Here is a 25,807-nt window from a genome sequence, read left to right as displayed (position 1 = left end):
AACCTCAGTCAAGTTGGCTGAGGTTTTTTTATGATCAATAACCGGTAACTAATAATGATTGATACGGTTCTATCAATAGCTAATTAGCCAAACACGTACTTGGTCAACATCGCCAGACAGACCAGTACAATCACTGGACGAATCAATTTGCTACCGCCTTTAACCACCATATGCGAGCCAAAATAGGCACCGATGGTTTGTCCAACCATCATCGCTAGCCCCACTTTCCACAGTACGTTGCCACCCAAAATGAAGAAAATTAACGAGCCAATATTGGTCGATAAGTTCAATACTTTTGCCGCACCTGTTGCTTCAATAATTTGACGACCACGTAATGCCACATTGCCAAGCGCAAAAAACATACCAGTACCTGGACCAATATAACCATCATAAAAACCAATCAACGGTGCCACGACTTTTTGCCATTTGCCCTCTGAGATGCGCGGTGCAGCTTCTACTTCACCTAATCTAGGGGCAAATAATGTATAGATACCGATAGCCGCGATTAAAAATGGAATGACCTTTTCAAGCAAGTCAGGTGGTGACATTTGTACAGCGATGGTACCGATAACGGAACCAATAAAAGCGGCGATGATAGCTACTTTGATACGTTGCGGTTTGACGACTCCTTTTCTAATCATAGTAATAGACGCCGCTAGGGCGCCTGATGCCGCTTGCAGTTTGTTGGTACCGAGCGTCAATACTGGTGGGATGTTGGCCAGTAGCATGGCAGGGATAGTCAATAACCCGCCGCCGCCAGCGATAGCATCAATAAATCCTGCCAATGCGGCCACCGCAGTAAGCATTAAAATAATCTCTAACGAGAAAGTTAAGTCCATGACACTGACCTGCAAAATATGATAAGAAGAGAAAAGGAGTTCTGAGACAAGGCTAAAATGTCGTTATCGATAAGCTGACAGCTTACCAGTGCTAGCAAAAGAAATAATGACACGTCGCACAGCGCTGCTCATTATAAAGATAAAACCGTAAAAAAAGCCAAAAACGTAACAAAGTCTGCTAAATTTGTCTAATAACGTTCCGAATATGCTCAGCCAAATAGCGACTTATTAAAAAGATGTAACGACTTACAACTATTGTGCTCGTCAAATCCTCTTTATAATATTGCTATTGTGAATATAAAAAAGTAGACCGTTGGCACTGGCTCAACGTATTTTGTTGTCTATATTGATAAGAGTATGAGAAACTGTTTCTGTCTATTTGCTACCTCAAAATTATAGGTAGCGCAGACATTGATGGATATTTGAGGTTATTTAGTAAATTGTATTTAGCGAATGAGGATGATATGGCAATACGAAGGATTAAGGCATTTTTTGAATTTGAGGCAGCAGGCGGTATCGTCTTAGCATTGGCTGCCATTGCTGCAATGATCATTGCCAACTCCCCTCTTAATGTTTGGTATGAAGGTTTTATTCATGCACCAGTCGCCATTCAGATCGGTGAGTTTGCGATTGCCAAAGACGCTCATCACTGGATCAACGATGGTCTGATGGCGGTTTTCTTTTTCTTGGTTGGATTAGAGCTTAAGCGTGAAGTACTCATCGGTGAGCTGTCCAACGTCAAGCAAATAATACTGCCTGCAGGGGCTGCACTCGGCGGTATGATTATGCCGGCGATTGTCTATCTGCTCTTTAACTACAATGAGCCTGAGTTTTGGAAAGGCTGGGCCATTCCTGCTGCGACAGATATTGCCTTTGCACTCGGTATTTTGAGTCTCTTAGGTAATCGCGTACCAAACTCGCTAAAAGTGTTTTTGGTCTCTATTGCTATTTTTGATGACATTGGCGCGATTCTGATTATCGCTTTGTTTTACACCAGTGAGTTGTCGTTAGAATCATTGGCAGTAGCTGGTTTATGTTTGCCGTTTTTATATGTTCTTAATCGCCGTAACGTCACCAATATCACGCCATATCTACTCATTGGTCTGATCATGTGGATTGCCGTACTCAAGTCTGGTATCCATGCAACATTGGCCGGTGTGGTATTAGCACTGTTTATCCCGATGTTCGACCGCACTGATCCTGAGCACTCTCCGCTTGAAGAGCTAGAGCATGATCTGCACAATACCGTCGCCTTTGGTATTTTGCCAATCTTTGCTTTTGCTAACTCGGGTATCTCGCTCGAAGGCGCAGGTTTTGCTGAGTTATTCCACTCAGTGCCGCTAGGTATCGCCGCTGGTTTGTTTATTGGTAAGCAGTTAGGCGTCATGATTATGTGCTGGCTAATCTTTAAGCTTGGTATCTCAACCATGCCAAAAGGTATGGACTATAAGCAAATCTACGGTGCAGCTCTATTGTGCGGTGTTGGTTTTACCATGAGTTTATTCATTGGTGGCTTAGCGTTCGCTGGCGACACCACTATGTTTGATGAGCGCTTGGGTATTATTATGGGTTCAATCGTCTCTGGTATCGCAGGTTACATCATGCTAAAAATGAGCTTAAAAGACAATGCTAGCGGTACATCGGTCGATTTGACTCGCCCGCATTAATGAAACGTAGAGTAGCTTATAGTGGTACTGCTAAGACACACCACCACTTATAAGCTGCTCTATTTTATTTATATATGCGTTATCGAGATATTTATAAGTGACTTAGCAATTAATGACAAGTCTGCATAATGTGATTGATTGCTAGCATCATTTATTTGTGTTCATAGTTATTATAGTTATCACAGCTATCGGAGCTAACCATGTACCGACCTATATACCATGCTGTACGTCAACTGGCATTAGGATTATCTGTGTTCGGTAGTGTCTATCTGCTAGCAGGCTGTGCAACACTCTCCAAGCAAGAATGTCTCGTCGGTGACTGGCAAGCTATCGGCTATAACGATGGCGTGGCAGGTTATCATTCAGACCGCTTAGCATCTCATACAAAAGCCTGTGCCAAAGCCAATGTCGCACCTGACTATCAAGCATGGGAACGTGGTCGTAAACTTGGTCTGCAACAATACTGCACCATCAATAATGCCTATAACCTTGGCAGACGTGGTCGTCAATTAAACAACGTTTGCCCGATCACTATGGCCAATACATTGCAAGCGGCTAATCAAAAAGGGCTAGACTATTACGCCTTAGACAGTCAGTTAGACAAAGACAATCGCCTCTTAGATACTTACCAATCAGAATTCGATAAGTTAGAAAATGGTGAAATGCTAGATTTTGCTAATGAAAAAGAAGCCCGTGCACGGCTGCTATCTTTATCTGATGAGATTCGTGATACCAAACGCCGTATCCGAACAACACAGCAGCAATTAGATTCATTGAACCAATCCAGTAATTTTTACGAATGACTGGGATGCGAAGCTATCGCAATGCAAGTTTTACGTTCTAAGGCTTGTCCTCACTCTGAAAATGGTACTTGATAACTATGGATAAGAAAATCATCAATACGGCAAGTACTCCAACTGACAAACCTGACTTTCCATCATCGAATGCTCAATCATCGAACGCTTATCAGCGTCATGGACGTACCACTGCTATCAATGACCATAGTGATTTGCAGGTTTTAAAACGCATTAAACGTTATCTATTACCAAAAAACTTTACGATCTCGCCTGCTCTACTTGATGAGATAGTAGCAGGTTATGATATTGGTGATCCGCTTGCAGACGCGTTAGCTGCACAGAGCATAAAATTTGCAAAGCCCTTACAACATACTATTCTTGGCGATAGTCCAAACAATAACCCTGCAAGCAATTATCTTGTAAACAAGGACCTTGTAAACAATCCATCGTTTAGTGCACTCACTGAGCAATTTAGTAGCCATCCTGACTGGTTCGACCCAAAACTTGCTCAAATAGGCGCGGTTGCCTATCGGCGCTACCCATTGATGCTCATTTGGCTACTGCGTAACGTTGCTCTGATGGCCGGCTATAGTATTCCTGCTCTTTCGCTACCACTCATTCAGACGGGTGCACTGATGCACGATGCACTACCGCGACTGATGCGTACTTATGCTTATATCTTGGCTGTGTCTGAACACCCCTCCTCTAATATGAGCACAGTTAATCAGAATAAACCTATTGAGCAAGTATTAGCTATTGGCTCTGAGGGCTGGCGCCAATCGATCCAAGTACGTCAGATACATACTTTGGTACGGCAAAGCTTACTCAAAGGTAAAGGCAATGCTGCTACAGGCGTGATACCAAACGCCGAGCAACATCATAACCCTGACGGTAGTTGGAATACTGACTATTGGGGCATCCCTATCAATCAAACCGATATGATTGCCACCCACTTACAGTTCTCGTTACTAATTATGCGCGGTCTAAGATTGTTAGGCGCACGTATTAGCACAGAAGAAGCTGAAGGTATCCTGCATCTATGGAATCTTGCCAGTTATTGGATGGGTGTTGATCTAGATCGTTTACCAAAAGATGAGGCCGCGTGTTGGGAATGGCTCTATACCTATCTATCGATACAGCAGCTAGATTTTAAGATGGGTCAGCCATTGGCAAAAGCATTGCATGATTTACCGCATCAGCTGATGGGTGAAGACAATCGGCGTGGACGTTTTGTTGAAATGGTCAACGCAAGTGTCACTCGGACTTTGGTCGGTGATGATATAGGCGATGGGCTGGACTTACCAAAATCGAAGATACGCTTTGGTGTATTGTCTTCAGTACCGATTCTTTTTGCGCTCGATACTGCACGGCAGCATAACGCGTCCGTTGCTCATAAGCTAGAAGCATTCCGTGCCAAGCGCCAAGACAATATGAACTGGTGGCTTAAAAAGAACGATGATTATTATAAGTAGATGACCATAGTCATTCCACTATAAAAGCATTACTGCGTTAACCTCGTTTGAAGTATCACATAGACATCTACACTCGGTTGCCTTGTACTACTTTTAAATTGCATCGACTATATTATAAATAGATGACATTTATCAGCGTTTGTTTTCTACGCGGTAATACCATTCGAGCTGTCGATCAAACCCTGTTTCTAATAGGTTAGCAATTACCCGTCCTGTTAGCCCCCACACTGTCTCGCCATCGACCTGCCAGCTCGGCGTCAGTATGGTAGCCATTTGCTCTTGCATCTTATACTCAATCTCATATTCTACCGTTGGTTGAGTGACTAACGACTCTAAATCTGCCCAAAAGATACGTGATATCTCTCCCGCTTCAGGGACGAGTACCAGACCTGGGGCAATAAGCGCGACGATTGGACGTACGCTCATACCACTTTTTGAAGTTTGTATGGGTAGCTGACCAAGCAACTGGACTTTATTGGGCGGTAGCGCTGTTTCTTCACAGGCTTCACGCAATGCGGTAACGACATTATTGCCATCGCCTCGATCATGTTTACCACCCACACAAGACACTTCACCCGCATGACTATTCATATGGGCGGCACGGCGTGTTAATAATAGTTTAGGCCTGCGCTCATGAGTAATCGCGACCAATATCGATGCATCAGCAATGGGTGTCTGATATAAGCTGTCCAAAATACGCGTACTTTGTGAGGTGTTGCCACTCTCGTACATCGCTGGACTCGTCAGCGCGTTCAATGTCTCGTGCTGCACTCGCTCGGCCAGTTTTCTGAGTGTAGGATGACGAATAAAACTTGGAACAGCAACTGACAGGTTATCGAAGCTTACAGCCTCCGGTGGGAGTAACATTATAATTGCCCTATATTTTTATCGTTGCTAAGCGGTATCAACAGCATCTTTCTTATTTTCTATTATTAAAATCGTGACTAGTAAATAAAACCAGCAATCTATTTATTGTTCTCGGCCACGCGACTTGTCAGCGGCTTTGATATCAATAATTACTGAACACTCACTAGACTAGCGTAATATAATAGTGGCTGCATGTTATTTATGTGACTGATTCATTGCTTATCAATGCTCAATAACGGCCCTATTAACTAATAATAGTCAGCCTATCTGTGAAATGATGCGTTACTGTTATCGTGATTCTGTCCGTCGATAATATGTGCTATCTTAAGACGATAGCTGCTCTTTAGAGTAATATCTTATATAGTCGATCTTATATAAGTCAGGTACGTTTAAGTTAGGTTTATCGTCAGGTTCACTCAGTTTACTGCTTGTGGTACTTGTCTCACCGTCCTTATGTCTAACTTATCTCGAAACGATGACAGCAGCACTTCAGAATGTAGGTCTTATAACCTATAAAAAACATCATACACAATAACTTTTATAACAAGGTAGTTGATATGCGCTATTGCCTCCAATGCGGTCATGAAGCAGAACGAAAAATCCCACCTACGGACAATATGCCGCGTTTGGTATGCCCCAATTGCCACTATATCCACTACGAAAACCCAAAAGTTATCTGTGGCTCGCTGGTGGTACATGAAAATAGAGTACTACTCTGCCGCCGTGCCATTGAGCCACAATATGGGCTATGGACGATACCTGCAGGTTTTATGGAAAATGGCGAGACCATGGCTGAAGGCGCAGCACGCGAGAGCTACGAAGAAGCTGATGCCATCGTACTGAATCCGCATCTATACTGCATTTATGACTTACCAGATATTGGGCAGATCTACTCTATCTATCTGGCCGATCTAAAAGATGGCGCGTATGGTATTGGCTCAGAAAGTCTTGACTGTGCACTGTTTAGCGAAGAAGATATCCCATGGGATACACTGGCGTTTGAAGCCATTCGCCGTACTTTAAAAAGCTACTTTACTGATCGCAAGCAGTTCAGTGAATTATCTGAGTTCCCGATTCATCAAGACAAAATTGGCAAAGATTTGAGTATCAAGCGATATTAGTCAATTACCTAACCGCAAAAAGCCAAGCATGATGCTTGGCTTTTTTGTGCTTAACTTTTAATCAAGAACAAACCTAATCGTCTTAGCTCTTAATTCTACAAACCTCAAAGCCAAGACCTTTTACTGCCTCTTCTTTGTCGTAAGGCGCTAGCACTGCACGTACATGCTTTTGACCTTGCAGATATTGCTTGGCAACGCGCTGCAAATCAGCAACCGTGACGGCCAATATCGACGCACGCATTTTACGCTGCCAGTCGACACCGCGATGATGTAGATTTGCAAAGCAGGCTTTGATTGCTTCTCCTGCAGGAGAGCCCGGTTTATCCATACCTGAGATGATACCTAGGATAGCTTCTTCTAATTGCTCATCGGTTTGTGGCTCGTTTAATAGCCATTCGATACTGGCGTCAAAGTGAGCAAAGGTCTCAGCGCACTGTGGATCACGATAGCTAAAGAACTTAAAGGCACAAGCATTGGCATCGTAACCTGCACCGCCACCGTAGGCACCGCCGCGCTCACGAATCGCACTGTGCAAATAGCCGTTACGTAAGTAAGGCGCTAATACCATGAGTGCAGCGGTATCAGGATGGTCAGCAGCAGGTACAGTATAAGCACTGGCATTGTGATAGACGTTGGTTGGTACTAGCCATGCTAAATCTGCAACATCAAGCGCTACCCCATTTTCTAATGCTTTGACTGTATCAGTCGCACCATTTAACGCAGTATCTAATTGCAGGTTTGCAAACTCACTTGGGATATTTGCTACTGCGTTCGTTAAGTTACTAGCAGACTTTGCTGCTTGGCTATCTGTCCAGCTATCAACGATTAAGCTGCTTAAACGTTCGGTTTGCTCTGCTTCACAGATAATAACGGCATGCTTAGGCAAGCTGATCAGACGTTGATGTAAATCCATCAAGCTCGTAGCCAGTTGATCCCATTGAGCATCATCTGTACTAGCATGTGCCAAGAAATCTTTAAGTGCGTTCAATGCTGGTAGACCGCTGCGCACATATTCCAACTGCGCTTGGCGACTCATACCGCGACTGGCCGTTTGCATCGCGTATGAATGACCAGATCCTGCTAGGTTTGATTGCCAACCTGCTTGACGCTGCTGCAAGATTTCTTTGATACGGTCATGCTCAGAGAAGATACTGTGCTCCATCACTTCCTTGAGCAAATCAATTGCTTCAGGCTTACGATTTAGCGCACGCGTTGCCACGACAAAGTAGCTGCTAATCGCTTGGCTATCATCGACATTGGTACGTTGGCTAATACGAGCGGTCACACCAGAAGAATGCGCGGCCTGTTTTGCCTGCATCTCATGAGCACTAAGCGAGTCAGTACCTAGCTCAGACAATAGACTTAAATAAATAGGCAACAATGGATGATTGATCACATCATTGACTGGTAGCGCATCTGCGCTCGCATTACCAATTGCTTCAGTGAGTGGGACAATCACTTGATAGTAATAAATGCCATTAGTGCCAGCTTCATACTCAAATAGCGTGCTGTCTTGCCCGCTCAAACGCACCTGCTTTTGCGTGCCTTCTTTAAAGCTAATATCCGTTGGTACGTCTTCTAAACCAACTTTTGGCAACAAGCTCAAATCATCTGGCGCAGCTTGACGTGCAGCCAAATCTAAAGCTTGTTGCTTTAAAATAGCTTTGTCATCAGCAGTCAAATCCATCGCGATAGTATCTAAACGAGTCTGTTCAGCTGCTGCCAAACGGGCTGTTTTTTCGCTATCAGGGGTCATCGTTACGCGTACACGATGCTGATTGTCCAATAAATGCGTTTTAATCAAGTTCGGTAGCCACTGCGGATCGACGACTTGCTCACGTAGCCATTGTAGATGCTCATCCACTTCCCAAACGTCGATAGGGTTACCATCATGAATAGCGGTACTAAAGCCCTCTAGCATAAGGTTTAGACCATAAGGAATGCTATCGCCGCCGATGTGACGCTGATCAATCTCAATCTGATGCAGAATGGTTTCGATTGTCTCATCATCAACTGGTGAATTGGCCACTTCGGTCAGCAAGTCAATGATGCCCTGCTCTACTGCTTCGGCATGTTCAGGGTTAGAACCGCGCAGTCCCGTATAAAAGACCATCTCATAATGACTGTCATCGAGTCCCAATAGCGGACTTGGCGCTTTACCCAGCGGATGACTGTCAAGATAGGCACGCAATGGCGAACCTGCATGCTCAATCAGCACGCCCTCTAATAGACGCAATGCCAAACGCTGCTTAGGATCGGTAATCGATGGTAGTAACCAAGCAACCACGTGATGCGTCTGATCTGGGCCGGCTTCGTCAGCAGTATAAGTATCAACCGCGCTGATTGGCGCAGACAAACGTTGCTCTGGACGCGATACATGCTTTTTGCCTGCTTCAAATTGAATCAAAGCATCTTCGTGTATTTTCGCTTGCGTCTCAGCAACAGGGATATTACCAAAACTCATGATGACACTGTTTGACGGATGATAATGGCTCTGGTGAAACTCGGTCAGCTCAGTGTGCGTCAAGTCAGGAATATCGGCAGGATCGCCACCTGAATTATAATGATAGGTCGTCGTTGGGAACAGATGATGAGCAACCGTATGATATAGCTGATCAATCTCGCCACTCATCGCGCCTTTCATTTCATTAAAGACGATACCTTTAAACTGTGGTTTGTCATTTTCGTCAAGCTCTACGCGGATGCCTTCTTGGGCAAAATCGAGCGGATGGATATTTGGGAAAAACGACGCATCCAGATAGACAGCAAGCAAGTTAAAATAGTCGTTTTTGTTTTGCGTCGCATACGGATAGGCCGTCCAATCAGCTGCGGTCATCGCATTCATAAACGTATTTAACGAACGTTTAATCATTGAAAAGAACGGATCACGTACTGGGAACTTGTTCGAACCACACAATGCCACGTGCTCTAAGATATGCGCCTCGCCTTTTGAATCCATTGGCTGGGTGCGAAAACCGACTAAAAACGCATTTTCATCACTTGGGTGTGCCAGATGATAATGCATCGCTCCTGTTTTTACATGCTGACTGATCAGCACATCCATCGATAGCGCCTCAATATGGCGATGCTCAATCAGCTCAAATGCTGGATGCAAGGTTAAATCAGCAGTAAATGGCGTGTCCGTCATAGTTATCCTTATCGCTTATTATGCGTATAGTGCCCTGACTGTCAGGGAAAATAGAGTAATAAATTGGCTAAAAAAGAGTTGGCTTAGCGCTATTAGTGGGGCTGCGACATGGATAAGTCAAGGCAACAGCCATGCAATAATCCACCACATAATCTACGCGGCTATCAACTTTAACTATTAATCCCTTATAGTTACAAATTCATCAATATCCACAATTTTATTATGGATTTATCACTTAACAAAGACAGCCTGCGCTGCTACTATAAAGTTAACTATTAACAGGAGTGGAGTACTTTATGAGCTACCAACACGTTTTACTGGTCACTGACTTGCTGTCTGATGCGGACAAAGTGGCGCTAAAAGCCAAGCGTATTCTCGCAGGCTCTCCTGAAGCCAGACTGTCTGTCTTGCATATAGTCAAGGATGACATGGTGCGCTTCGGTTATGAACTCGTGCCATCCTCTAGTCTCTCAGGTGATGTCGATAGTGAAAAGTGGCAAGAAGCACGGGCTAAATTAGCGCAATTTTTGGCACGTAATGAGCTGGAAGCGATCAACTCTGAGGTCACCGCTGCCATCTCTAATAGTAAAGGTATCATTAATTACTGCCGTGAAAAAGACGTCGATTTACTTATCATTGGACGTCATGAGCGCCATGGTATCGCTGCTTGGTTGGTAGGAGCCACTGCCGATAGTATCTTGCCAAATGTCCCTTGCGACAGTTTAGTGGTGAAGCTTGATCAGCCTGTCTTGGAATAATTGGCATTGCTCCAATCCGCTGCTAAAGACGACAAGCTTTACTTAACAGCGCCCTAGAGTAGTGATATAGTAAATACTATCTGACATGAGGAAGACGCTATGAGTTACGAACATATTTTATTGGTCACCGACTTACTCTCTGATGCAGATATAGTCGCCCAAAAGGCCAAGCGCATCGTCGAAAACCGTCCAGGCTCTAAGCTATCTGTTTTGCATATTGTCAAAGACACCATGGTTGGCTTTGGCTATGAGCTGGTGCCTGCCTCTAGCCTATACGATGAGATTGATGATGAACGCTGCCAAGAAGCGCGTGCAAAGCTGGCACAATTCCTTGAACGCAATCAGCTAAATGCAGCAACGTCGGAAGTCACAACTGCCATTTCTAGCAGTGAAGGTATCGTCAGCTACTGTCATAAACACGATGTCGATCTATTGGTCATCGGTCGTCATAAGCGTACCGGTATCGCTGCATGGATCAGTGGGGCAACTGCGGATAATATCTTGCCCAATGTACCTTGCGACAGCTTTGTGGTGCGACTGGACAAACCTGTTTCAGCATAACAATATGCTTTGATTGTCTTATATTATCTAAAGCATGTCTCAAAAAAAGCGCAGCGTAACTTTTAACGCTGCGCTTTTTTATGGCTAATAGTTTTTAGAGTCATCGTTTAACTCTGTTGAATAATATCTATAAAGGTTTGCCAAATGGGGCTTTGGTGACGGGCTTTATGCCAGACTAGCCACCATGTACGCGATAGATCAATTCCCGCCACGTTCACTTGTACTAGCTCACCTGTCGCCAGTTCTGTCTCAATTACATGCTGTGATAGACAACCAAGACCAATATCTGCATTCACCATGTGCTTGATGGCCTCTGATTGATGTATCGCCTTCACCACTTCTGCATTAGGTAGATACTTAAGCAATTGCTCATCGATAATCTGCCGTGTGCCTGACCCTGCCTCGCGCACCAGTAACGGCAACTGCGCTAGCTGATTAATGCTCAGCTGATAGCAGTCCTTATCTTGGCTATAGGTAGCTATACCCTTTAGCCACTTGCTATCACGCTTGGCAAATATCATTAGCGTATCGGTACGCCATTCACGCTGCTCAATAACTTTCATATCTACCGGACGCGGCATTCCTTCTACCAGCGCGATATCGATATTTAGTTGCTCAACCTCGCTAACTACCTCTTGAGTATTGGCAATATACATATCGACATTGGCATCGGGCAGCGCTTCATATAGCTTACCAAGTAAAGATGGCAGCACGTAATTGCCAATAGTGGTGCTGGCACCGATATGAATCTGCCCTGCTTGATACTGATGATAATGCTCAAGCGTGAGCGACTGACCCAAGATAGCCTGTGCCTGTATATAAATAGGATGGGCATTAGGGTGTTGATTAAGCCTGCGACCGACGCGCTCAAATAGCGGCATCTGTAGTCTAGACTCTAGCTCTGTCAATGCGCTGCTGACTGCTGATTGTGATAAATGCAGCTCCTCACTGGCGCGACTGGTGCTGCCTGTCTGATAAATACTGACAAAAACAGCAAGCTGCTTAAGCGTAATCTTTGGCACTGTCTGCACAGATTTTTTCATAATATTGATATTGCCTTATGCCAGTTTTTGCGCTGTTTTATTCGTGACGTTTGTCTTTTTTGATGCTTATGCGCGGTACATCGACTTCTATCATAAACTTTAACCTAAAAAATCGATAGTTTATATCTTATTAATCTGTTTTTATTATAAATGTAGCGGGCATATACTGTCTATTCATAAGCTTATGCTTATCTTAATATAAGTAATAGGATGCCGCATCATGCACACACTCGTCCAATCAGTCAGCAACTCCGTTCATAACTATACCCCTAATCACCGTCACTTGGCGGGATTGGTAGTTGTTCTAATCGGTAGTTTATTTTGCTTATGGTTGGACAGTAGTCTGGATGTATGGTCAAACGGACGTATCGTTGGACTATCCTCTTTAACGCTAGCGATTTTGCTAGGCATGATCTTGGGCAATACCGTCTATCCCAAATTCACTGAACGTTTAAACGGCGGCGTTTGCTTTGCAAAAGGTCAGATACTGCGACTTGCGATTATATTTTATGGGTTTAAGCTGACCATGACACAAGTTGCGAGCGTCGGTATGCCAGCGATTATGACTGACGCACTGGTACTGACGTCAACCTTCATGCTGACCTATTGGTTAGGTACTAGATGGTTAAAAGTCGATAAAGAAACGGTTATCTTGATTGGCTCAGGGGCAAGTATTTGCGGTGCTGCTGCCGTTATTGCTGCAGAGCCAGTCGTCAACGCGCAAGCTCATAAAGTCACTATCGCCGTGGCAACTGTGGTGGTGTTTGGCACTATCGCAATGCTGCTGTATCCTTTTTTATATCATCTTGGTTGGTTACAGCCTTGGCTCAGCGCCCAGCAGTACGGCATGTACACTGGCTCAACCGTTCATGAAGTGGCGCAAGTCGTAGTCGCAGGTAATGCAATCAATACTGAGATTGGCGATACCGCAGTCGTGACCAAGATGATACGCGTCATGATGCTCGCGCCTTTCCTGCTTGTGTTATCGTTTGCGCTAACCAAAGATCGCACCGTAGATAGTGCAGCTGTAGAAGAAGATAATAAAGACGAGACAGCGTCATTTATGACTCGTGTCAAACAAGTCAAAGTGCCATGGTTTGCGTTTATCTTTATCGGCATTGTGTTGATACATACTTGGGTGCCGATGTCTGAGAGTATCGTACGCAGTATGGTTATGTTGGACGATGTGCTACTTACGATGGCCATGTTTGCATTAGGTTTGACCACGCATCTAAGTGCGATCAAGCAAGCTGGCGTTAGACCGCTTATCTTGGGTGCTATTATGTTTGGTTGGTTGATACTGGGCGGCGGTCTGATCAATATTGGCATTAGCTTTATGTAATAATCTGACTGTTCATTCTTAGCTTTTTACTTCATCATATAATATAAAAGGCCTCCAACTATCTATAGTCGGAGGCCTTTTTGCATTGGTCGCGGTCTAATATGATTAGTTAAAACCTTTCAAATAAGACTTCTACTCGCTTAAGTACTCATATCTTAAATATTAAATCGCAGACGAAAAAAAACGAACCCGAAGGTTCGCTTTTCTACATCTATTCATCTATCTGTCTATAAAGACAAATTAGATAGCAACGATGTTATGTGCTTGTGGGCCTTTTTGGCCTTGAGTTACAGTGAACTCAACTTCTTGGCCTTCAGCCAAAGTTTTGAAACCTGAACCAGTGATTTCGCTGTAATGAGCAAAAACGTCTGCGCCAGTTTCTGGAGCGATAAAACCAAAGCCTTTAGCTTCGTTGAACCACTTAACTGTACCTTTTTGAACGTCTGACATAGTATAATCCTACTTTTAAATTTATTAATGGTCTAGTGACCGGTAACGCTTGCAAATAGCTACTGAACGATAAATATTAAAACGAAGGATTATAACTAATACTACGAGGTAATGATTTGGTGCAGAACTGCTCTTAAGCTTGGGCGTATTATAAGGGGTACATCCCAGTATCGCAAGTCTTATCTCATGTTTCGTGTAACCAGAGCCGTTTATTGGCTGATTTTGGCGCAAACTGCAACGGATTTAGGCATTTGGTAAATGGAACAAATATATCGCTACCCCACTACAGACAGCGGCTACCGCCCATGCCATCCACATCATATCGGCAGGCAAACGATAAAATAACATAATTGTCGATGCTGCCATCATAACCGTCGCTAAACACTTGGCATAAAGCGGAACGGCATGATTTTCTTCCCAATCACGGACGAATTTACCAAAATATTTATGATTAATTAGCCAAAAATGAAAGCGTCGAGAACTACGCGCCCAGCAGCCTGCTGCTAACAGGATAAAAGGCGCGGTGGGCATCACTGGCAACAATATACCGATAATACCTAAGATAAAAAACAACCAACCAAGCGTCACAAAGGTCCAACGCAGCATTGGGCTATTGGATTGATCGGTCTTAGGTCGGTAATAGAACACTTTTTTATTATCGGTCATATAAGTTGTCGGTCATGTAAGTTGTCAGTTATGCCAAATGTCGATTGTCTAGAGTAACGCCTATTATATAAGCAGCGGTATAGAAGGCTAATCATGCAATATCGCCCGTCTACGCACAAGACTATTTATATAAGGTTTTTGCTATTGATAGGTGTGTTTGGTTAGTAATTGGGTAAGTACCAATGATAAATACTGCAGTCTTTTATTAACATGTCGATTGAAAGCCCTTATAAAAAGTTACGACAAGCCGTGATAAACAACAGCTATCATAAAGAGCGGTTAACGAACACCAGTCATCACCTGCCATCGTCTTTCCCGATACGCTTGCATCACGTCTCGTAAGTCGTCTATGATGACGCATTAGCTATCGATAATAGCCATTCGCAGTACTGATCAAAAACAGCAGTACTACTCAGAAACAATGCAATACCAATCAATCTTGTCGGGGTGCTTTGATTTAATGCTGTAGACACAGCCCATATCATCGCTGAGACACACCCGTGAACCTGAAGCAGTTAGCACTGACGTAGGAAACAAGCGTGACATACCCTCAGAGGTCTATAAATAAGAGCAGTCTATAGATGATGTACTCGTGATACCTATATCAAACGCCGAGCATCTGACAGTTAGCATTGCGACCTCACTTTTCTTATTTGGCCTTTCTTGTTTTACTTTAATAGTATCAGTCTGATTGTTTTCCATACCTAAAAAGGAAACAACCATGCAGCCGACTACCAAACTTACTCTGACCCTCGAATGGTTTTTAAACCCTGATCACCTGCCCTTTATCGCTGGTGTGACTACGGGCGCATATGAGCAAGCAGGGCTCGATATCACCATTATCGAGCCAGATGACCACTATGATGGCTTTGCCGAATTACAGAACCAGAGCATCGATCTGCATGTCAATGAGCCTATCCATCTGTTTGAACATTACGCGCCTAATCTACGTGCACTGGGCTGCTTTTTTGAGACCGATGGCGGCATATTGATGCAACGCGCTAGCATGGATAAATTAAAAAACAATCAGCCAATCCGCATCTGTACCCCTGCAACTGAGGAAAAAACCAATCGTATTGGCTTTGAGATATTAGCGCGCTATGCCAAGAAAAATGGCTTTAGTATCAGCCGTGATAATGTGAGCTTTGTACAAAAAGACTTTTATCATATAAAAAACCTACAAGAAGACCCAAGCCTAGATGGTGCATGGCTGTGCTTTTATAACTTTGAAGGCGTTGAGGCAACTCATGAAGGGTTGGACTTTGAATTTATCGATCAGCATCTGTCACCTTATCCGAACTTTTCGGCGTTAGAGATTCTGACGACGGATGAGATCTATAGCGCGAAAAAGGACGCGATAGATACCTTTATCCAAGTGACCAACCAGATGACGGAGCTGTGTAAAAACGAGCCAGCCACTGCCCACCGCATGTATTACGACTATAGCAAGACCGAGGCAGATACGCTGATGGATGCTATCATTGATAATACGCTGGGCAGATTGATCACACCTATCAAGCCTGATGCGGATAAATGGCAAGAATTGCGCGAGATGCTAGCTGAAATCGATATCGTGACCTTGACTGATGAGCAGTATCAATCGCTGTGGGCGCTGTAGATATTTTATAAGTTAAGATATTTTGAAAAATAAAAAACCGCCATAGCATTTGCTGTTGCGGTTTTTTAGTTCGTAATAATTAGCCAGTCATACTTAGTCAACGATAATAGAATGACAAGATTATTGCTGCACGATACCAAGCTGCTTGGCTTCTTTGAGCCACATTGGGAACTCTTCTAGCATGTTTTCATACAAAGCTTCTTCGCTAATGTCATCCAAATCGTCAAGTTCAAAAAAGTCGCAATTATCAATTACGCGCCCTGTCATGTCGTCTAATTTCTTAAGAATGCCATAACCGCGACCACCCAGTCCCACAAATTGCCAGAATATCGGCAGTTTCGCCGCTTCCGTCATGACTCTCGTGATACCGCGATTGTCATTCACCCCGCCATCACTGATAAATAGCACGTAGATAGGCACATCTAAGCCATCTTTTTGATAAAACTCCGTCACGGCTTTCATGACCTCTGCTTCATTGTTGATGCGCGGGCCAAGTGCCCATTTGCGCCAGCCGCCATGAGCGTTATTGATAAAACCGTCATAATTGCTCAGCCCAATCTCACCCAAATACTGCGGATCTCGGGCAAACGCCCAGCAGTCTAGTGCTTGGTCGTCATCGAAGTTCACTGCCAATGGCAATATGCGATTGACCACCTCTTGCACGCGGCCTTTTTTGTACTGTCTGTTCATTGATCCTGAGGCATCTAACACCAATGCTACCTTTGCGGTTAGTTGCTGTAATTGGCGTTTCTCAAGCGATATCGTGGCTTTTTTGGCCAGATTGACCAGTTTTGGCGCTTTGTCTAGCATGACCTTCTCTAACGACGGTTTTGCTTGGACTGGCGTAACGGTTACGTCAGCTGTTGTCGAGCTGCTCTCTTCTACATCACCACCGAAATGCTGCACGATGGCGGCAAGTCCACCATTAAAGCCTTGCGCGACGTTGGATACTCGCCAAACGCCACCCTTACGATACAGCTGCATCAACATACTGGCTTGCTGCTGTGCAAAGTCTGCTGCTTGATATTCCGCCTGCGCCTTTTGCGACTGCTGCCAAATGCCAATCTCTAACGATTGAATTTGATTCAGCGGCGTGTCGGCTGATAATACAAAAAACAAGCTGTCTATATTAGTCGCCAGTTTGGATAAATTAACTTCAAACTCGGCTTGGATACCTTTATTCGCTGTTGGCTGCGATTCATAATGGGTGAGCTTGATTTGCCCGCACGGTGAGGTTGGCTGATTATAAAACACCATGTAATCATCATTGATCAGTTTGCCCGCTGCGTCTAAGGCAAAGCAGCTGATGTCCATCTCTATTGGGCTTTGGCGGGTGAACTTAAGCGTTATTGGTACGGTATCGTCAATAGCAAGGTTACTTAAGGGTAAGCGCTGTCCAACGGTGAGATGGTTCATTGTGCTCCTTACGTTAAAGTGTTATTCCTTTGAAGATAATAGACTAATTACTGATATTGAAAAAATGCTCACCTTGAAAGAAATCACGATTTATGAATTAAAAAACTATATTTTACAAGTAAATATTTTCACTGTACAAAATTAATGGCTATTATAAATATAGTCATATACCTCATCTAGTGTAAATAATATGAAGTATACTAAATCAATGCCTCCAACAGACAAAGTATTATAATATCTACCTGAGTCCACATTGAGCTTGTCACATACTCGCTTGTCAAAAGTGACACAAACCTTTGTTCTTAATTTTACAGAACTATCACTTTTAAGCGCATCAAACATAATATTTTCATAAAAATAGTTGAACTTAATATTTCTTTTTTTAAAATCTAAATAAGTTATTTGGTTTTCAGGTTCTATATATGAAAAATCGCTTATACTAAGTTTGTTTAAAAAACTCCTGACTACTTCGTTAATATATTTTGATGATATATCATTTTTTATATTGGAATTGAAATCCAATATATAGTTACTTTCAAAGCTGGAGTTATGCATTTAAATATACACTCTGTATTTTATTGAAGTTCATCTTACATATTTGAATACCTTGTAGTGAACTATCTTCATCATTATGAAGCTGAAAATATTCATCGCTGCAAGTATAATAAGGTATACCAAATTGACTCTGAATACTCTTATTCTCACAGTATGGGTTATTATGAAGACAAAAATCATATGTTAATTGTTTAGTTATATTTAATTTTAGCTCTGGCGAATTCTCTTCAAAGTAACCTAATGGTAGGTATTTCCAGTCTATACAATGAATATCTGGATTAGAATGTCGATTTCTATCATCTTCGAAAATATCATTCATTTCAGCTAAAAAAATAGATTCGGAAATACCATTTAAATGATATAGCTTTGAGTTTATTTTTTTCACAATCAGACTGTTATATTTTTTAGATATTTTTCTAGGATTTCTAAACCCCATTACTTCAAACTTATTTATAAATTTATTGAAAGCACTTATTTTCATCTGTTCAGAAGCTTCATAATTAATTAATTTTTTAGATGAAAAACTGACAATTATATATTCATTATTGAATATATTTCTATTCTTTTCTACTTTATAAGATATAACTCCCTCATTAAATAATAGCTCTATAAAAGATGATATATCATTATTTTTTACCACTAAATCAGGTCTCATCCATCTTTTACTTTCATTAAACTTTATATAAAAATTATTGTCAAAATTTCTATCTACCAATATACTGAAACCACCAAAATTTCTTCTTATGATATTATTTAACTTGTTTTCAAAATTTAATTCCGAATCACAATAAAGTATTTCACTTTTATCTAAATTATTAATAAAAAAGGTATTACACATATCTTCCCATATTTGAGAGAAGTTATTTATACCCCAAAATCCTTCTTCATTTTCATTATCAAATATCAGACCACTATATAGAAATTTCTCGACGGCATCGTATATTAACCAGTAAGACGAGTCTTTGTAAGCGGTATATCTATGTACTAAATCCAAACGATCTTTTAATATTGTTATAGTAGATTCAAAAGTATGTTCGTTAAAAAGCCCTTGCTCGGCTGTTAAATTTTTGTAGGAAAAGTTATAAGCAATATCTTTTACTCTGTCATTTATATCGTAATCAAGCTCATCTAGTAACTCATTGTATATATAACAGTAGATTTCTATGATTTCTGCTGGAATACCTTGAATAATATTTCTTTCACCAACCATAAAATCAATAAGAATACTATGATTTTTCAGAAAAACCCCATTATTTATTAAATTATCAATTCTAGAGTAATCAATTTCTTCTACTAGACCTGATTGCTGTATCAAAGTTTCAATATCTAGCTCTTTATGTACTTCTATCATACCTTCAATCATTTCAATTTTACTGTACATAATAACTTCGTTATCATTACTATCAGTAAAACGATATGAACCATTACCTTTAACAGAAATGTTATCTTTTGACTGGGGCTTATCATCAAGAATTTTTTCTACATTATCCCTTTCATCTACAAATTTTTTAAAAGTTTTATACATGTTAAAAAATAAATATTTTACATTATTATAATTAGGATCAAAATCCTCAAAACCTCTCGGTAAAATGAAATGCATTTCTTTTGTATCTCTATCTCTTCTAATACCTACAAAAGAACCACACCTTCTTTCCTCTAACTCCTTACCTTTGATTATCTTTAATTCATGAAAATTAAACATTGTAACTTTCAACTCTTTTAATAAAATTATCAATTTTTGTAGAAAAATCTCCAAAAGTTATTAACTCATTTTTATCTTTAATATCTAGTAATTCCAAAAGAGGCTTTTTATCTCTGGTAAATACACTGTCCCAAATAAAGAACATCAGCTTACTTTGTACTACTGATTTTGAAATCACGTCACCCTTTATAAAGTACTTTCCCACTTGCTTATCTTCTATTCCCCGAATGTAGGAATGGTTATCTTTAATAAATGAATTTAACTTTCTAATAAAATTCTCCCAATCCGACCTGTTATTAAATGCAGTACCTCCAGACTTGATTAGATTTGAATTTATATCAATGAACTCCCAATCCCAACGTCTCTTAAATGCACTATCCATATAATAGATAGAGCTATCAGAAGTATTCATAGTGGCTATTATTGATAAATTTGGTGGAATTTTTATAGTTTTATTTATTAAATCGAAATTTAAAAATTTTAATTTTTGTTGTAAACTCATAATGCTCTGGCTATTAAAAGGAGGAATACTTAAATGAGTAATCTCATTATTCTTCTTTGAAAAATCTCCATCTAATAATTCTAATAACTTAATGAACATTACACCATTAATATAGTCGATTCAATTTAAAAAGAATACAGTGCTTCTAGGATAAATTTTTCGAAGCCTCTGGAGTGCGAAGCACACAGCAAGCGAGGAAAGTTTATACTAGCAGAACACTATTTTAAACGTACCTCTTTTATATTGAACTGACTATACTGGTTGTATAGCTAGACCAGCCATCTTCCTCTCTATCTAATAATTGGAATATAGAACCAAAAATAGCAGAAGAGTTTCCTCTATTTATCTCATCAATAACCAATGCTACATTTTCTACCTCTTTACCCTCAATCTTGTTTTCATGCTTATCATAAGTACTCAAAATATTCTTATAAGCTTGACTTAACGCTTTTAAAAAGTGACCTTCATAGAAATTATATTCTACCTGCCCATCTTGCGTCATGGGTAATAATTTACCCATAAAGTCACCATGAGTATATTCAGGATGAAATACTGCCTTAATGATGTTTTCAGGTTTATTTATTTTAAGGTCTTCAGGTATGATTGTTTTATCAATCATATAACTTTTACCAGTACCAGGACTGCCAAAAATTATTTTTTGAATAGGTTTAGAACTCATTATATTTTCTCTAGACTGCATGATTGATTTGTAATATTTGAATGTATATTACTGTATCACAAACTTTTGTTGTGCTCTATTTATATAAATCATCTAATGACGAATGTATTCAGATAATGTATTCGTCATTAAACTATAAATGCTAATTAGTTTCACAACGCCTTTAACTCTTCCATCTGCCCCGCCATAGCCGTCAACTGCCCTTCTAACTCAGCCAACTTAGCCTTCTCTGCATCGACTACTTCGACTGGCGCTTTACTGACAAATCCTTCATTACCGAGCTTGCGCGCGATACCTTCGGCTTGCTTTTGTAGCTTCTCATGCGCTTTGCCCAGACGTGCCAGCTCAGCCGTTGGATCAATCAGACCTTTCATCGGTACGAGTACCCGTAGCTGACCGACCATACTTGATGATGACAATGGCACCTCATCGCCTTCTTTGACGATCTCTAAGCTCTCGACTTTGGCAAGCGCTTTGAACTGGTTTTTGATACGGGATAGACGCGCATCTTCGTCGCTAGAGACGTTTTGTAGTAGCACTGGCAGACGTACCGAATTGCCCAGTTTCATCTCACCACGGATGTTACGGACGCTAGCGATTAGCTCCTGTAGCCATGCCATATCCGCTTCAGTCTGCTCACTAATTTGGCTATCATCGGTCTGTGGATAATCAGCGACCACGATGCTGTCGGTGTTTTTACGACCCAGTAGCGGCGCGATGGTCTGCCAGATTTGCTCAGTCAGATACGGCATGATTGGATGGGTGAAGCGTAGCGCCGTCTCTAGCACGTGCAGTAGCACATAGCGGATTTGCGCTTTGCGCTCGTCGGATACCGAGTCATCATTTAGGCTGGCTTTGGCAAGCTCAACGTACCAATCACAGTACTCATTCCAGATGAACTCATAAATATCTTGACTGACCATATCGAGACGATACTGGGCGAAATGTTGATGAATGTCTTTGATGCTAGAGTTTAGACGACTCATAATCCATTTTTCTGGCAATTCCCATACGTCAGGATTCGCCGTTTGGTCGATAGGCTTAGCACTGCCTTCGCCATCGACACAGTTCATCAGTACAAAACGGCTGGCGTTCCAGATTTTATTACAGAAGTTACGATAGCCCTCAACACGCTTTAGATCAAAGTTGATATCGCGACCAGTACTGGCCAATGAGGTAAAGGTAAAGCGCAGTGCATCCGTACCATACGCTGGGATGCCTTCTGGGAACTCTTTACGCGTTTGCTTCTCAATCTTGGCTGCGTCTTTTGGATTCATCATGTTGCTAGTGCGTTTTTCGACCAACGCTTCTAGCTCAATACCGTCGATTAGATCGATCGGATCTAAGACATTACCTTTTGATTTTGACATTTTTTGACCATTGCCATCACGTACCAGACCATGCACATAGACGGTCTTAAATGGTACTTGTGGCGTGCCATCTTCGTTTTTCACGAAGTGCATGGTCATCATGATCATGCGGGCAACCCAAAAGAAGATAATGTCAAAACCTGTCACGAGCACGCTGGTTGGGTGGAAGGTGTCCATCACGCGTGGATCAGCGTTGACGTCTGCCCAGTCAAGTGTACTGAACGTCCATAGACCAGAGCTAAACCACGTATCGAGCACATCATCATCTTGGCGCAGTTTTACATCGTCGCTTAAGTTGTATTTGCTACGCACTTCCGCTTCGTCACGGGCGACATATATTTCACCTGTCGCATCGTCATACCATGCAGGGATACGATGACCCCACCACAGCTGACGACTGATACACCAGTCCTGCAAGTCGGTCATCCACGCCATATACATGTTTTTGTACTGTGCAGGGACGAACTCAATGCTGCCGTCTTCTACTGCGTCAATCGCAGGCTTGGCAAGCTCTTTAACCGCGACATACCACTGATCGGTCAACCACGGCTCAACGATCGTGCCGCCACGCTCAGCACGCGGGGCTTTTAGCGCATAGTCTTCGATATCTTCTAACCAGCCCTGCTCGCCTGCTTGCTCTACAAGGAACTTACGCGCCGCAAAACGCTCAAGTCCTGCGTACTCACTAGGCGTGGTCTCTAATTCTGGCTCACGCGTTTGCAGATCAGGATAAACTTCCATCGCTGGCAAGATATTAGCGCGCTCATCAAGGATATTAATCAATGGCAAGCTATGACGACGACCCAATTCATAGTCGTTGAAATCATGCGCTGGGGTGATTTTGACACAACCTGTACCGAAGTCTTTTTCGACATAATCATCAGCGACGATAGGCACGACACGACCCGTAATTGGCAAGGTAATAGTTTTTCCGACTAAATGCGCATAACGCTCATCGCTAGGATTAACTGCGACAGCGGTATCACCAAGCAATGTCTCAGGACGCGTAGTCGCAACGACCAGATAGTTTTTACCATCTTGAGTTAGTAGCTCTGTATCTGTGAAATGATAACGGAAATGCCACAAGCTACCTTTTTCGTCGTGGTTTTCTACTTCTAAATCAGACAGCGCGGTTTGGAACTTTGGATCCCAGTTGACCAAACGCTTACCACGATAAATCAAACCATCGTCGAACAGACGAACGAACACTTCTTTTACCGCATTAGACAGACCATCATCCATGGTAAAGCGCTCACGCGACCAATCAACCGAGCTGCCCAAACGGCGAATTTGGCTAGTGATATTGCCGCCCGACTCTTCTTTCCATTCCCAGACTTTATCGATGAAATCTGCACGCGTCATATCACGGCGCTTGATACCTTGCGCTTCCAGACGACGCTCAACGACCATCTGGGTTGCGATACCCGCATGATCCGTACCCGGCTGCCACAGCGTATTGTCACCATCCATACGGTGATAACGGGTGAGCGCATCCATGATCGCATTGTTAAAACCATGACCCATGTGTAGCGAACCAGTGACGTTTGGCGGTGGCAAGGCAATAGAAAATGACTCGTCTTTATCAAAAGTCGGCTGAAAATAGCCGCTTTCTTCCCAGCCTTGGTACATACCTGCTTCAACTTCCGCAGGGTTATAGGCGCTCTCTAATTGGCTTAGCGCCGCTTGGATCGACTGGGTCAGATTGGTTTTCGCATTGCTATCAATGCTGGTATCGGTATTAGGATTGCTCATAATAGGGTTATCTTATTGTTGATAATGAATTTGGTCAAAATGAGATAGCGCACAACGCTATAAAAACAGGAAAAATAGTTGATAGTGTGATTTTAACGCAGATAGGCAGATTTTGTTAGATGGTAAGACAATTTATAAAGCCTGAAGGCGATTTATTACCTAAATTGTTAATCAATTAACAACAGCAATCAGAAGAATGGGAAATATAATAGAGATTACTTATGCAACAAAATCATTAGCCTATAACCAGCGAGCCAACCGTGTCCCAAGATACCGAGCATGACCATGATTCTCAGGCTAATCTATCAGACAGCGAGCGTGTGAGCGTGAACACCACCCCTCCTATGCCTAAAGATAATCATACGTTAGAAGAAAGCAGCGACTCTTCCCAAAGCGGTAAGATAGATAAGGACGCAGACGACACTACAGACAGTCATGCAAACGAAACTTCAGATAGTGACGCAGACGAACCTATCAAAGCCACCGAAGACTTAGAAAATGACGACCTGCCAGAAGAAATCAGCGACGAAGACAAAGAAACCATTAAAAAGGTTGCCAGTGATGACAATTTAAGCCAAGCGAAAAGCTACGCCAGTATCTTAGTCGAGCAAGTTATCCACGCAAAAGAAACCTTTGAGCGTTCACTTGGCTCGCTATTTACCAGCGCCTTTACAGCTGGTCTAGAGATTGGCATCAGCTTTTTTATGATTTTATCAGCGTTTGCCCTACTTAATGACGTGATACCAAGTCGCTATGCCATGGTGCTGTCGTCACTGCTGTATCCGATCGGCTTTATTATCGTGGTGATTGGTCAGTCGTTATTATTTACGGAGCAGACTTCCCTCTTAAGCCTGCCTGTCTTAAATAAAATTGAACCGCTGCACAAACTGCTGCGGCTATGGGGCATTGTTATCGCTGGTAATATCGTTGGTGGCTGTATCTTTGCGGCACTAATGATTGGTCTAGGGCTGCATATGCATCTGTTTACAGACCATGCTATCGATGTTTATGCCGAGCATATCTTAGGTTTTGAGTGGTGGGTTATTTTTGGTAGCGCCGTGCTGGCAGGTTGGATGATGGGTGTAGCCGCATGGCTGGTGACCTCTGCACGAGATACGCTTAGCCGTATCGTACTGGTGACGCTTATCACTGGTAGCATTGGATTTTTAGGCTTGCATCATAGTATCGTGGGTAATATCGAGGTATTTTCAGCACTGCTATATGGCAATACCGTCAGTCTCTGGCGCTACTTGGTATTTTTAGTTGTGGTACTGGTGGGCAATACGGTCGGCGGTGTGGTATTCGTCGCGGTACTTAAAAATCGTACGTTCTTATTTGAAATTGAAAAAGTCAAAGAACAAGCCGCCGAGGCAAGAGCGAAAATGGACAGACGAAGATTCTAAGTTTGAGCTAAACTGATTTGAGATAAAACTGATTTGAGTTAAAACGAGCGTTAAACGCAAAAGCCCATAACCTGCTTCA

General features: G+C 42.3%; 20 protein-coding genes and 1 riboswitch. Of the genes, 9 read left to right on the top strand and 11 right to left on the bottom strand.

Going from position 1 to position 25,807, the window contains the following annotated elements; genetic code table 11:
• Positions 1-83: 83 nt before the first annotated feature.
• Positions 84-839 carry a TSUP family transporter gene (locus tag I3254_RS10325; RefSeq protein ID WP_057761611.1) on the bottom strand — a complete coding sequence of 252 codons (756 nt, stop codon included), beginning with the start codon at positions 837-839 and terminating at the stop codon, positions 84-86.
• A gap of 464 nt (positions 840-1,303) precedes the next feature.
• Between I3254_RS10325 and nhaA the strand changes: the two genes are divergently transcribed.
• The 3 genes from nhaA (at position 1,304) to I3254_RS10310 (ending at position 4,775) form a co-directional block, all read left to right on the top strand.
• The gene (nhaA, locus tag I3254_RS10320; RefSeq protein ID WP_179799353.1) at positions 1,304-2,506 is read left to right on the top strand and encodes a Na+/H+ antiporter NhaA; all 1,203 of its coding nucleotides are present in this window, start codon (positions 1,304-1,306) and stop codon (positions 2,504-2,506) included.
• Positions 2,507-2,706: 200 nt separating this feature from the next.
• Positions 2,707-3,309, top strand: a complete 603-nt coding sequence (locus I3254_RS10315; protein ID WP_238052795.1) for a DUF2799 domain-containing protein — start codon at positions 2,707-2,709, stop codon at positions 3,307-3,309.
• 77 nt (positions 3,310-3,386) lie between these two features.
• Positions 3,387-4,775, top strand: coding sequence for an oxygenase MpaB family protein (locus tag I3254_RS10310; RefSeq protein ID WP_238052794.1), 1,389 nt, complete (start codon positions 3,387-3,389; stop codon positions 4,773-4,775).
• A gap of 132 nt (positions 4,776-4,907) precedes the next feature.
• Here I3254_RS10310 and I3254_RS10305 read toward each other — a convergent pair whose 3' ends face one another.
• Positions 4,908-5,642: a CoA pyrophosphatase gene (locus I3254_RS10305; RefSeq protein WP_238052793.1), complete on the bottom strand. Its 735-nt coding sequence runs from the start codon at positions 5,640-5,642 to the stop codon at positions 4,908-4,910.
• A gap of 557 nt (positions 5,643-6,199) precedes the next feature.
• On the opposite strand from I3254_RS10305, the gene I3254_RS10300 reads away from it, so the two are divergent.
• Complete coding sequence (locus I3254_RS10300; RefSeq protein WP_238052792.1) at positions 6,200-6,763, top strand: NUDIX hydrolase; 564 nt, start codon at positions 6,200-6,202, stop codon at positions 6,761-6,763.
• An 82-nt stretch (positions 6,764-6,845) separates the two neighbouring features.
• Here the strand turns inward: I3254_RS10300 and I3254_RS10295 are convergent, their stop codons facing one another.
• Positions 6,846-9,911, bottom strand: coding sequence for an insulinase family protein (locus I3254_RS10295; RefSeq protein ID WP_238052791.1), 3,066 nt, complete (start codon positions 9,909-9,911; stop codon positions 6,846-6,848).
• Positions 9,912-10,207: 296 nt separating this feature from the next.
• Between I3254_RS10295 and I3254_RS10290 the strand changes: the two genes are divergently transcribed.
• A complete protein-coding gene (locus I3254_RS10290) occupies positions 10,208-10,669 on the top strand; it encodes a universal stress protein (RefSeq protein WP_238052790.1) in 462 nt (153 codons plus the stop codon).
• Between the two features lie 99 nt (positions 10,670-10,768).
• Positions 10,769-11,230 carry a universal stress protein gene (locus tag I3254_RS10285; protein ID WP_057761630.1) on the top strand — a complete coding sequence of 154 codons (462 nt, stop codon included), beginning with the start codon at positions 10,769-10,771 and terminating at the stop codon, positions 11,228-11,230.
• Between the two features lie 107 nt (positions 11,231-11,337).
• Here I3254_RS10285 and I3254_RS10280 read toward each other — a convergent pair whose 3' ends face one another.
• Positions 11,338-12,273: a LysR substrate-binding domain-containing protein gene (locus tag I3254_RS10280; protein WP_238052789.1), complete on the bottom strand. Its 936-nt coding sequence runs from the start codon at positions 12,271-12,273 to the stop codon at positions 11,338-11,340.
• Between the two features lie 220 nt (positions 12,274-12,493).
• On the opposite strand from I3254_RS10280, the gene I3254_RS10275 reads away from it, so the two are divergent.
• Positions 12,494-13,615, top strand: a complete 1,122-nt coding sequence (locus I3254_RS10275) for a YeiH family putative sulfate export transporter (protein WP_238052788.1) — start codon at positions 12,494-12,496, stop codon at positions 13,613-13,615.
• A 240-nt stretch (positions 13,616-13,855) separates the two neighbouring features.
• Here I3254_RS10275 and I3254_RS10270 read toward each other — a convergent pair whose 3' ends face one another.
• A complete protein-coding gene (locus I3254_RS10270; RefSeq protein ID WP_045453470.1) occupies positions 13,856-14,065 on the bottom strand; it encodes a cold-shock protein in 210 nt (69 codons plus the stop codon).
• 243 nt (positions 14,066-14,308) lie between these two features.
• Positions 14,309-14,731 carry a YbaN family protein gene (locus I3254_RS10265; RefSeq protein WP_238052787.1) on the bottom strand — a complete coding sequence of 141 codons (423 nt, stop codon included), beginning with the start codon at positions 14,729-14,731 and terminating at the stop codon, positions 14,309-14,311.
• Positions 14,732-15,164: 433 nt separating this feature from the next.
• Positions 15,165-15,281: riboswitch (TPP riboswitch) on the top strand.
• Between the two features lie 171 nt (positions 15,282-15,452).
• Between I3254_RS10265 and I3254_RS10260 the strand changes: the two genes are divergently transcribed.
• Entirely contained in the window at positions 15,453-16,349 is an 897-nt protein-coding gene (locus I3254_RS10260) for an ABC transporter substrate-binding protein (protein ID WP_238052786.1), read from the top strand.
• Positions 16,350-16,469: 120 nt separating this feature from the next.
• On the opposite strand, the gene I3254_RS10255 is transcribed toward I3254_RS10260, so the two are convergent.
• The 5 genes from I3254_RS10255 to I3254_RS10235 form a co-directional block, all read right to left on the bottom strand.
• Positions 16,470-17,765, bottom strand: coding sequence for a VWA domain-containing protein (locus tag I3254_RS10255; protein WP_238052785.1), 1,296 nt, complete (start codon positions 17,763-17,765; stop codon positions 16,470-16,472).
• A gap of 547 nt (positions 17,766-18,312) precedes the next feature.
• On the bottom strand, positions 18,313-20,022 hold the full coding sequence (locus I3254_RS10250; RefSeq protein ID WP_238052784.1) for a hypothetical protein: 1,710 nt from the start codon (positions 20,020-20,022) through the stop codon (positions 18,313-18,315).
• Positions 20,015-20,623 (bottom strand): hypothetical protein, encoded by a 609-nt coding sequence (locus tag I3254_RS10245; protein ID WP_238052783.1) that lies wholly within the window; start codon positions 20,621-20,623, stop codon positions 20,015-20,017. Before I3254_RS10245 ends, I3254_RS10250 begins: the two co-directional genes overlap by 8 nt.
• A gap of 139 nt (positions 20,624-20,762) precedes the next feature.
• A complete protein-coding gene (locus I3254_RS10240) occupies positions 20,763-21,203 on the bottom strand; it encodes a hypothetical protein (RefSeq protein WP_238052782.1) in 441 nt (146 codons plus the stop codon).
• Positions 21,204-21,355: 152 nt separating this feature from the next.
• On the bottom strand, positions 21,356-24,325 hold the full coding sequence (locus I3254_RS10235) for a valine--tRNA ligase (protein ID WP_238052781.1): 2,970 nt from the start codon (positions 24,323-24,325) through the stop codon (positions 21,356-21,358).
• A gap of 260 nt (positions 24,326-24,585) precedes the next feature.
• On the opposite strand from I3254_RS10235, the gene I3254_RS10230 reads away from it, so the two are divergent.
• Positions 24,586-25,728, top strand: coding sequence for a formate/nitrite transporter family protein (locus tag I3254_RS10230; RefSeq protein ID WP_238052780.1), 1,143 nt, complete (start codon positions 24,586-24,588; stop codon positions 25,726-25,728).
• The last annotated feature ends 79 nt before the right edge of the window (positions 25,729-25,807 follow it).

The organism is Psychrobacter sp. Ps2 (assembly GCF_022129405.1).
In the GTDB taxonomy this organism is placed as follows: Bacteria; Pseudomonadota; Gammaproteobacteria; order Pseudomonadales; family Moraxellaceae; genus Psychrobacter.
Note: the sequence above shows the minus strand (reverse complement) of the source record. Positions and strands in the feature narration are given on the sequence as shown.

What these genes read in the sequence shown, in the direction of transcription:
- I3254_RS10305 (WP_238052793.1), bottom strand. Translation starts at nt 5,642, where the DNA reads ATGTTACTCCCACCGGAGGCTGTAAGCTTCGATAACCTGTCAGTTGCT.
- I3254_RS10235 (WP_238052781.1), bottom strand. Translation starts at nt 24,325, where the DNA reads ATGAGCAATCCTAATACCGATACCAGCATTGATAGCAATGCGAAAACC.
- nhaA (WP_179799353.1), top strand. Translation starts at nt 1,304, where the DNA reads ATGGCAATACGAAGGATTAAGGCATTTTTTGAATTTGAGGCAGCAGGC.
- I3254_RS10245 (WP_238052783.1), bottom strand. Translation starts at nt 20,623, where the DNA reads ATGTTCATTAAGTTATTAGAATTATTAGATGGAGATTTTTCAAAGAAG.
- I3254_RS10300 (WP_238052792.1), top strand. Translation starts at nt 6,200, where the DNA reads ATGCGCTATTGCCTCCAATGCGGTCATGAAGCAGAACGAAAAATCCCA.
- I3254_RS10265 (WP_238052787.1), bottom strand. Translation starts at nt 14,731, where the DNA reads ATGACCGATAATAAAAAAGTGTTCTATTACCGACCTAAGACCGATCAA.
- I3254_RS10280 (WP_238052789.1), bottom strand. Translation starts at nt 12,273, where the DNA reads ATGAAAAAATCTGTGCAGACAGTGCCAAAGATTACGCTTAAGCAGCTT.
- I3254_RS10255 (WP_238052785.1), bottom strand. Translation starts at nt 17,765, where the DNA reads ATGAACCATCTCACCGTTGGACAGCGCTTACCCTTAAGTAACCTTGCT.
- I3254_RS10260 (WP_238052786.1), top strand. Translation starts at nt 15,453, where the DNA reads ATGCAGCCGACTACCAAACTTACTCTGACCCTCGAATGGTTTTTAAAC.
- I3254_RS10270 (WP_045453470.1), bottom strand. Translation starts at nt 14,065, where the DNA reads ATGTCAGACGTTCAAAAAGGTACAGTTAAGTGGTTCAACGAAGCTAAA.
- I3254_RS10295 (WP_238052791.1), bottom strand. Translation starts at nt 9,911, where the DNA reads ATGACGGACACGCCATTTACTGCTGATTTAACCTTGCATCCAGCATTT.
- I3254_RS10275 (WP_238052788.1), top strand. Translation starts at nt 12,494, where the DNA reads ATGCACACACTCGTCCAATCAGTCAGCAACTCCGTTCATAACTATACC.
- I3254_RS10325 (WP_057761611.1), bottom strand. Translation starts at nt 839, where the DNA reads ATGGACTTAACTTTCTCGTTAGAGATTATTTTAATGCTTACTGCGGTG.
- I3254_RS10315 (WP_238052795.1), top strand. Translation starts at nt 2,707, where the DNA reads ATGTACCGACCTATATACCATGCTGTACGTCAACTGGCATTAGGATTA.
- I3254_RS10290 (WP_238052790.1), top strand. Translation starts at nt 10,208, where the DNA reads ATGAGCTACCAACACGTTTTACTGGTCACTGACTTGCTGTCTGATGCG.
- I3254_RS10285 (WP_057761630.1), top strand. Translation starts at nt 10,769, where the DNA reads ATGAGTTACGAACATATTTTATTGGTCACCGACTTACTCTCTGATGCA.
- I3254_RS10250 (WP_238052784.1), bottom strand. Translation starts at nt 20,022, where the DNA reads ATGTTTAATTTTCATGAATTAAAGATAATCAAAGGTAAGGAGTTAGAG.
- I3254_RS10240 (WP_238052782.1), bottom strand. Translation starts at nt 21,203, where the DNA reads ATGAGTTCTAAACCTATTCAAAAAATAATTTTTGGCAGTCCTGGTACT.
- I3254_RS10310 (WP_238052794.1), top strand. Translation starts at nt 3,387, where the DNA reads ATGGATAAGAAAATCATCAATACGGCAAGTACTCCAACTGACAAACCT.